Annotated in this window: 8 protein-coding genes and 1 pseudogene; 2 read left to right on the top strand and 7 right to left on the bottom strand. The window is 36.9% G+C overall.

The features are described 5' to 3' along the window. From F6K13_RS09240 to F6K13_RS09215, 6 genes and pseudogenes are all read right to left on the bottom strand, one after another. A pseudogene (locus F6K13_RS09240) lies at positions 1-332 on the bottom strand (hypothetical protein); the annotation flags it as partial. A 783-nt stretch (positions 333-1,115) separates the two neighbouring features. After that, positions 1,116-2,012: a biotin--[acetyl-CoA-carboxylase] ligase gene (locus F6K13_RS09235; RefSeq protein WP_240038740.1), complete on the bottom strand. Its 897-nt coding sequence runs from the start codon at positions 2,010-2,012 to the stop codon at positions 1,116-1,118. Positions 2,013-2,182: 170 nt separating this feature from the next. After that, positions 2,183-2,356: a hypothetical protein gene (locus tag F6K13_RS09230; protein WP_287287249.1), complete on the bottom strand. Its 174-nt coding sequence runs from the start codon at positions 2,354-2,356 to the stop codon at positions 2,183-2,185. After that, positions 2,353-2,493, bottom strand: coding sequence for a hypothetical protein (locus F6K13_RS09225; protein ID WP_287287248.1), 141 nt, complete (start codon positions 2,491-2,493; stop codon positions 2,353-2,355). The genes F6K13_RS09230 and F6K13_RS09225 overlap by 4 nt, the downstream gene beginning before the upstream one ends. 31 nt (positions 2,494-2,524) lie before the next feature. Continuing rightward, positions 2,525-2,785, bottom strand: coding sequence for a hypothetical protein (locus F6K13_RS09220; protein ID WP_287287246.1), 261 nt, complete (start codon positions 2,783-2,785; stop codon positions 2,525-2,527). Continuing rightward, the gene (locus tag F6K13_RS09215; RefSeq protein ID WP_287287245.1) at positions 2,782-2,934 is read right to left on the bottom strand and encodes a hypothetical protein; all 153 of its coding nucleotides are present in this window, start codon (positions 2,932-2,934) and stop codon (positions 2,782-2,784) included. The genes F6K13_RS09220 and F6K13_RS09215 overlap by 4 nt, the downstream gene beginning before the upstream one ends. Positions 2,935-3,095: 161 nt before the next feature. Between F6K13_RS09215 and pgeF the strand changes: the two genes are divergently transcribed. Together pgeF and F6K13_RS09205 are read left to right on the top strand one after the other, a co-directional pair. Next, on the top strand, positions 3,096-3,956 hold the full coding sequence (gene pgeF, locus F6K13_RS09210) for a peptidoglycan editing factor PgeF (RefSeq protein ID WP_124142797.1): 861 nt from the start codon (positions 3,096-3,098) through the stop codon (positions 3,954-3,956). Between the two features lie 582 nt (positions 3,957-4,538). Further along, a complete protein-coding gene (locus tag F6K13_RS09205) occupies positions 4,539-5,150 on the top strand; it encodes a CPP1-like family protein (RefSeq protein ID WP_124142798.1) in 612 nt (203 codons plus the stop codon). 277 nt (positions 5,151-5,427) lie between these two features. Here F6K13_RS09205 and F6K13_RS09200 read toward each other — a convergent pair whose 3' ends face one another. Continuing rightward, complete coding sequence (locus F6K13_RS09200; RefSeq protein WP_124142799.1) at positions 5,428-7,083, bottom strand: ABC transporter substrate-binding protein; 1,656 nt, start codon at positions 7,081-7,083, stop codon at positions 5,428-5,430. Positions 7,084-7,892 lie beyond the last annotated feature (809 nt).

The raw sequence follows: 7,892 nt of genomic DNA, 5'->3' as shown, positions 1-7,892 counted from the left end.
TATGAAGGTGCTGGTTCGTAGTAGGGTTCCGGTTCGTAATATGGTTCTGGTGAATAGGATGGTTCCGAATAGGATGTTTGGGGATAATAGTTATCTACTGGAGCAGGTTGATATGATGGCTCATAGTCATACACTTCTATTTCTAAAATTGCTTCGGCTAAAACTATACCTCTACTCAGCATTCCTAGACTTGCTAGACAACAACCAAGCTGCATAAGAGACTTATGAGTTAGAAGTTTGGTCTGAATAATATTTTGGTTTTGCTTTTTGGTTGTTTCCTGTAGTTCAGTTTTAGACTCTACTGACAGGTTTTGCTTCTCTGATACCATCATTTCCTCACACTATACTTATTACTTTGACAGGACTTACCCATGGACACTAAATCAATTGAGGGCGAATTAATTAGCCCCTACATATGGCGTTTTTAAAGTGAATTTGCGTAAGTCCTATTTGAATTGACAATTAATGCAGTTTAATAAAAATTAACTTTAACATTGAAGAAGGCATAAGACATAAGGTAGAAGACAGAAAGCAGAAGGGAAAATTGCCTATGGATCAACGACCGACCATGAGCGTGTCTTATAGCACAAGGAAGAAAGAAGAAAGAATAAGGAAAAATCTGACGTTGTCTGAGTTTTAAGATTTTGATATATCCGCGTCCTTTACTTCGACTGCTATATTAATTTCCCTAGTAGAAAAATCTACTTGCTTTATTTGACTTCAACTACAGCGCTTTTCATTTAACATTTAAGTAGACCACACAAAATTATTTTGGGTTAGGAAGTAGACAGTAGGAGAATGATTTAGCCCCTGTAGTCTATCTATATTGAAAAACCGCTATATGATTTTTTTCTGGTAATTAAATTGATTTGTTGCCCAAAAAAAATATTGCAGTTTCTTACTTTTTACCTTCTTATACCAAGGGTGAAAAAAGAATACTTAACTTAGGTGACACTTCAATTATTAAGTCAGGACTTACGCACGGACACTAAATCCAGTGAAGAAGGCGAATGCCATTCGCCCCTACTCCCCCACTGCCCTACTCCCTGACCTATCCGTATATCCGTGCCATAATCCGTGTGAGCCACTCCCCCACTGCCCTACTCCCCTACTCCCTACCTACTTCCGGGAAAAAGTTGGCCATAACCCAGATTGATTGTACCGGGTTTTAGGAAAATTTCTGAGGAAGATATTTGAGGCTGAGTCAGCGGACTAGTTGAGTCTTGGTTAAACTTGACCCGTAATTCCCCATTGGTCGTTACTCCCACAATTGTGCCAATACGATCTTCTACTACTACTTGCTGCCCAATATTTATAAGTAGTTGCTGATAGGAAGGTAAGATACTTTCTATTCCTGACTCTAAAAGTTGTTTAATGCCAAAATCTAGTCCATGAAAGACTATAGCAGCTAACATTTCTAGAGAGAATATTCCTGATTTAGACTGTTTCATATAATAGCTCTGCAAATTAATTCCTGTGTCTGGCACAGAATTAGCCCAATTAATCCCTACGCCAATTACTGCCTGAGAAATTTTTTTCTTGTGTATCCTGGTCTCTGTTAAGATGCCTCCTAATTTTTTGTGTTCTAAAATTAAGTCATTAGGCCACTTGACTTGAACTGGCACACCATAATCCCTCAAACTAGAAGCTATACCCCAAGCACTTGATAAAGTTAGCTGAGAAGTTTGAGATATAGAAATATTAGGAGCGATGGTATTGCTCTTGGCGATCGCTATTGACATATATAGTCCCCCGACAGTTGACTGCCAATTTCTTCCCCATTGACCACGTCCTGCTGTTTGTTGACTGGCAATAACAATGCTTGATGGGTTTCCGGAGTCGATTAACTGCCAAAGAGTTTGATTTGTTGAGGGGAGACTCAGAAAAATATGGAGATTGGCGAAAGTTGAAGCGGTTAATTTATCTGAAACTCCTTGAATATTTGACAAGCTGTCTATAAATTTTTCTTTGTTAAATTCTGCTACTGACAATTTTCCTAATATTTGGGTCAAAGTTTATAGATATAGCGCTGTGCGCAGGCAACAGGCAACAGGCAACAGGCAACAGGGGGAATAAAAAAACCGTTTGCGCAGCATCTCCGTTGGAATCATATAAGACTTTTAGCTATTGGACACCTCCTGTCATTTGTAAATATGCCTGCGCACATTGCTATACCAACACTCTACAATTGATTGGCAAGTTCTTGTTTCGTGAAGTAAGAAAATATTTGTATTGTTTGTGACTCAATTATTAGTTCTACTACTGTTGCGAATGCCGCAATAGTCATTTCATTGTCTGAAGCACTCGGAGTTGGGGGTGTGACTTCTACTTCTATTGCGGATGTCGCAATAGTCATTTCATTGTCTGAAGCACTCGGAGTTGAGGTGCGACTTCTACTTCTGTTGCGAATGCCGCAATAGTCATTTCATTGTCTGAAGCACTCGGAGTTGAGGGTGTGACTCCTACTTCTGTTGCGAATGTCGCAATAGTCATTTCATTGTCTGAAGCATCCAGGATTGATGACTCAATCATTAGTTAGTTCTACTTCTATTGCGGATGTCGCAATAGTCATTTCATTGTCTGAAGCACTCAGAGTTGAAGGTGTGACTCCTACTTCTGTTGCGACATCCGCAATAGTCATTTCATTGTCTGAAGCATCCAGGATTGATGATTTAATCCTTCTCTCTACTACTGTTGCGACATCCGCAATAGTCATTTCATTGTCTGAAGCACTCGGAGTTGAGGGTGTGACTCCTACTTCTGTTGCGACATCCGCAATAGTCATTTCATTGTCTGAAGCACTCGGAGTTGGGGTGTGACTTCTACTTCTATTGCGACATCCGCAATAGTCATTTCATTGTCTGAAGCATCCAGGATTGATGATTTAGTCCTTCTCTCTACTACTGTTGCGGATGTAGCAATAGTCAAATTCATTCTGTGCAGCACTCTGGCTTTAGGTAAACTTCCTATCCCGTGCAGTAGAGCGAACAAAAATGTCAAAATAAACGAAGGCACTTATGCTGAGGTCAGGAGTCAGAATTTCCCTCTGCCTTCTGCCTTCTGCCTTCTACCTTTCCTGATAACTGATAACTGAAATGACTTTAGCTGACTCTGATTCACAAAAATCAAATAGATACTATCAAATTTTGGGCGAGAATAATACCACTTGGCACTGGCAAAAATGGCAAGGATTATCTTACCTAACTTGTAGCCTCTTGGAACATTGGCCTCATGGCTTTTTTACTCACCATTTCTGGCCTCGTACACCAGGAGAATTAGTAGAAGTATTCCCTTCTTCTGCTGAGGTATATCGTGTGAAACAAGTACATGGCAATACTGTACTGACAACAGGGAAAGCTACTCAGGTAGAGATGCCTAATTCTAGTCCCGAAAAAACTTATGCTGAAGCTGATGGTTTAATAACTCAAACAGCAAAACAAGCAGTTTGGGTTTGCAGTGCAGACTGTGTACCTGTTTTGATTGCGGACAAAAAAACAGGACAAGTGGCAGCAGTTCATGCCGGATGGCGTGGCACGGCCGCTAAAATTGTTCCCGTAGCATTGGCAAGTTTTCAAGCTCAGGGTAGTCAATTATCCGATTTATTATTTGTTCTTGGCCCTGCTATTGCTGGAGAGGTTTATCAAGTTTCTGAAGATGTGGCGGCTGAGGTTGGGGCGACTGTTGTTCCACAAATAGATAGAGCAACTACTGAAGATATTTTGCATTCTCTAGAGCTTTTGCCTAATTCACCAATTTTATCCGATCCTGAACCGGAAAAGGTCCGCTTGGATGTGCGTATGGTTAATGTTTTACAGTTGGAGCAATTGGGTATTGGTCATTCACAGATGGCGATCGCTCCTTATTGTACTTATCAACAACCGGATTACTTTTTTTCTTATCGGCGTGAAAAACAGAAGAAAGTGCAGTGGTCAGGGATAGTGAGTGGGTTGAGTTAGGGTTTGCTGAATACAGTATGAGTGGTAGGGGTAGGAGACAGGAGACAGGAGACAGGAGACAGGAGAAATGGAAATTATAGAGGAGGTAGTCGGGTATATTTGTCCCAAGATTTTTCTGCCATAATCATCCCAAAATACTATCTTTTTGACCTTTTTAGACCAAAAAAGGCAGCAAACCAATATCTGTCAGTGCTTTGATATTTAATCAGCAAGCCCGATCGAGTCAAGAGTCTAAATTTACAAGCCAAAAGATAGGTAAAATACATTAATCAAGTGGTAATTTCAGTGTTTGGCAGAAAATGCTCTAGAGCTAGAATTCCTTTTTTCTCTAACCAATGTTAAATGCTTCCCTAAGTAAAGTCGTATTCTTTGCCTCTAGATATCTTTTTTTGATTTTCCTTCTATTAATCTCAGGGGGTTAAAAGCTATTTTTGATAGTCAGTACTTATGTTAATTTATGAGATTATTCGGTAATTTGTGTAGAAATGTTTGTATATTTAACTGAGCATATTTCTGGAAAACTAGATAAGATTAAAATACTAGAAACTTTGTCATAGTTTAAAAAATTATTAATAAATTGAAATGAGCGATTTAAGTCATTATCAACAACTTGGTCTCACTGAAGATGCTTCTTTTGATGAAATTCAAGCAGCAAAGGAACGTTTGAAGCAGCAGCATAGTGGCGATCAAAAAGTTATAGAAAATATTGAAGCTGCTTATGATTCGATTTTGATGGACCGTTTACGGTTGCGTCAGGAAGGAAAGATTAAGGTTCCTGAGCGTATTCGGTTTCCTGAGAAGCAAACAAAGAAAGTCCCTGATAGTTTTACTCCTGGGTTGACGGAAAAAGGGCCAGTTTGGCTACAAAAGTTAATTGATACTCCTAGTCAAGCTGATATTTTGTGGCCTACTGGTATATATGTGGTTTTAGGTGCTATTAGTATTTATTCTGGGGTTAGTCAACCGTCTATTTTGCAACTTACTTTGGCTTTGGGAGTTGGTGGTTGTCTTTATTTTCTTAATCGTAAAGAGAATAAGTTTGGTCGTGCTGTATTGTTGACTGTTGGGGGTTTAATTCTTGGGTTGATTTTAGGTGGAATATTGAGTGCTTTAGCAACTGGTTTAAGCACAGAAATATTTATTACTTTGGTAACGTTTTTGGTGTTATGGATGGTTAGTTGTTTTTTACGTTAATTTGTTAAGGAGTCAGGAGTCAGGAGTCAGGAGTTAGAATTAATTACTAAGAACAGAGGTTTTAAATCTACTTAATTTATGAATAACTCAATGATTTATCCTGAATTTTAGCTCCTGTACCTTGCAAATATGTCTTCTGAACTCCCTTGAAAGTTATAACTCTAACTATCTACATAGATCTCTTAGCTCAAATTCTTTTTCGATCAAAAATCTAAATCACTAAATCAGAGTATCTAATTCTAAATCTTTACTTCCTTCTCAATTCCAGTCAGAATCTCTACGATTTATTAATTGTCCAGAAAGGAAACTGCTGAGTCGGTTCTAAATTTACTCCATTAATGTTTTTCTGAGCAAATACATAATCTTTATCTAACCAAAGTGGAATAAAAGGAACGTCTTCTCCTAATAAGTCTTGAATTTCTCTGAAAATATCTTGGCGCTTTTCTGGGTTTTGTTCTTGACGTTGTTCTTCTATTAATTGATTGATACGATCACTATAATAAAATGAACCTTGAAATTGGCTAGCTCCTGCTTCGCAACCTGTTTCTTCTGAACCTTTTGTACATTCTAAAAATGGTTGGATATAGTTATCAGCGTCAACAAAATCTCCGTACCAATCTAACATAAAAGTTTGATATAGTCCTTTATCTAAATTTTTAAAGGCGGTTGCTGCTTCTACACTATTTAATTCTAATTCCATTAAACCGTCTATTTTTTCTTCTACAGATGCTTTGAGTGTACTAGCGACTAATTGTCTTTTTGTCGAATTAGAAGCATACCAAATTTCTATTTTTGCTGGATTATCTTGAGAATGTCCTGCCTCTTTTAATAACTCTTTAGATTTGTCAAAATTTCCATCTCCATAATTTTCTTGAAATACTGGTTTATAACCTTCAAATTTATTGGGAATTAGACTATAAATAGGTTCAGCTTGCTCTCGTAAAACTCGTTTATTTAACAAATTCCTGTCAACAATAGCTGCTAATGCTTGTCTCACTGCTTTGTTATCTAATGGTGCTGAATTAATATTTAAAACTATATAATTAACTGTCTTGCCATCTGTAGAAATTACTTGCCAACCTTGACGTTCTGATTCTTGTTCTAAATTAGAAATTTGGTCAGTATCAAGAGATAAATAAGCTACATCAATAGCACCTGTTTTAAAAGCATTAAATAAATTGGCTGAACTAGAAAAGATTTGAATATCAATTCCTTGATTTTGTGGTTTCTCTCCCCAATAATTGTCAAATATATCTAATCGTAAAACATCAGTACTGTACTCAACTAATTTGTATGGTCCGGTACCAATAAATGTATCGGGTTTAAATTTATTTTCATCTATTGTATATGCTTGAGGCGAAACAGCACAAAGACCAGAAAATGCTAGTAGAGGAGTAAAAGCAGCAAAGGGTTTTTTTAACTTTATTGTTAACTGATATTCTCCCGTAGCTTCTACTGACTCTACTGTATTTGCTAATAAAGAAGAAGGTGGACCTTCATTTTCAATAAAACGTTTTAAAGAAAAGGCCATTGCTTCGCTGTTGAAGGGAGTACCGTCATGAAATGTTACCCCCTGACGAATAGGAATTGTATATGTTATGCCATCTTCGCTAATTTTTGGCATTTCTGTAGCTAGTTGAGGGACAAGTTCTGTTGTTCCTAACTTGTAACCATAGAGGCGATCGCCCAAGTTATAGAGTAAGTTACCAGATATTACTTCGTAGGCATCTGCCGGGTCTACAGTACGAGGTTTAAGAGTTGTACCAATTGTAATACGATTTGTTTGAATTTCTGCGGTGGAGGTGTTATTAGGATTATTCTGTGGTTGACTACAACTAATGACCAGGAAACAGCAAAGACAAAACAAACTAATAAATTGAATAATTAGCTGTCGGGAACGGTTGACAGAATTAAATAATTGATGTTTGAACAATTTAACTATTTACCTCACTTATACTGGAGCTTATTATTTTTTCTGAGATAAATTCTACCAAGATTTTAACTTCTAAGAAAATTATTTAAAATATTGCTTCTAGTGCCGCTACGCGGAAGTTAAAAGTCAAAAGTCAAAAGTTAAAAGTCAATCATTTTTGATTTGTAATTGTGTTAGGATTTTGTAACTGCTCAGTTATTTCTGCCATCCTGCATTAGATTATGACTTGTTAGTGCAAGTTTCAACAAAATATGAGAACTAATATAGAATTACTACTATTACTATATGTATGTATGTGATGACTTTAGGGAGAATTTATGGAGAGTTTTGTTGACAATTTATGATTATACTAATTTGATGTGAGACTACAGGGAGTTATACATTTATCTTTTTCTTGAAATACCAGGGACTTATTTTAGTAATACTATTCACTTTTTCTTTTTTTGGTCTTTCAGTTCTGGTTTTTTCCAGAAAAAATTATTCTTTATCTACAGTCAACTGTGAGTAAATTTTTATTCAGAGAATTACTACTATTACTATGTGGTTGATGTTAATTAATTTGATATACCAGTCGAAGCAAAGGGTACGGATATATCAAAAGCTTAAGATTCAAACAACGTAATATTTTTCCTTCTTCCTTCTTTCCTCTTCCTTCTTCCTTGTTGATGGTTGATGTTAATTCATTTGATATACCAGTCGAAGCAAAGGGTACGGATATATCAAAAGCTTAAGATTCAAACAACGTAATATTTTTCCTTCTTCCTTCTTTCCTCTTCCTTCTTCCTTGTTGATGGTTGATGTTAATTCAT

Origin of the sequence: Okeania sp. SIO2B9 (assembly GCF_010672505.1) — a bacterium.
Lineage (GTDB): Bacteria > Cyanobacteriota > Cyanobacteriia > Cyanobacteriales > Microcoleaceae > Okeania > Okeania hirsuta.
The sequence above is the reverse complement of the archived record's forward strand: the minus strand, read 5'-3'. Positions and strand labels throughout refer to the sequence as shown.